Source organism: Flavobacterium chungangensis (assembly GCF_042654045.1).
Classification (GTDB): Bacteria; Bacteroidota; Bacteroidia; order Flavobacteriales; family Flavobacteriaceae; genus Flavobacterium; species Flavobacterium chungangensis.
Window position 1 is genome coordinate 1 of the sequence record NZ_JBHSFY010000049.1, and the last position, 551, is coordinate 551.

Annotated in this window: 2 protein-coding genes; both read right to left on the reverse strand. The window is 57.9% G+C overall.

Annotated elements, in window-relative coordinates; translation table 11 throughout:
• On the reverse strand, window positions 1–247 hold a 247-nt coding region (locus tag ACFO3N_RS25005; RefSeq protein ID WP_379801529.1), incomplete at its 3' end, for a glycosyltransferase.
• Window positions 189–551, reverse strand: a 363-nt coding sequence (locus ACFO3N_RS25010) for a hypothetical protein (protein ID WP_465254304.1), incomplete at its 5' end; no start/stop codon positions are given. The genes ACFO3N_RS25005 and ACFO3N_RS25010, both read right to left, overlap by 59 nt.

Here is a 551-nt window from a genome sequence, read left to right on the forward strand (position 1 = left end):
GATCGAATTGCTCGATCAGTACCGAAAGGGTGCCATCGCTCGATCCATCATTGACCAAGATGACTTCGTGGTCCGGATATTCTAAGGCCAACAAGGCGCGGGCGCTGTCCGCTATCGACAGTTCCTCGTTGAAGCATGGCGCGATGACGGAGATCGGCAAGGCGAGGTCGGCATAGCGCGACCAGAGATCATAGGATCGCTGCGCCGGTTTGATCCGGGTCGCAAAGACCCAATATCGCCATTTCACGCTTGGCGAGGTCAATCAGTTCATCGTCGCGTGCGGACCAGAGGCCGTCGCCTTCGAAGCAGAAATATTCCAGTCCCACGCAGGCGAGCGAGGGGTCGGGCACCATCTCCGGCGACCAGCTGCGGAAATTCTGAATGCGGCCGACCTGTACCTTCGAATCATGGATGTAGATCCAGTTATCGGGGAAAAGATCGTCCGATTTGATCATCAGCGCCACGGTGAGGAAGTCGCGATATTTAAGCTCCATCGCGTTGCCCAGCGTCGCGGGCAAGGGATGGATGCGTCCGGCCAACTCGCGCATGGG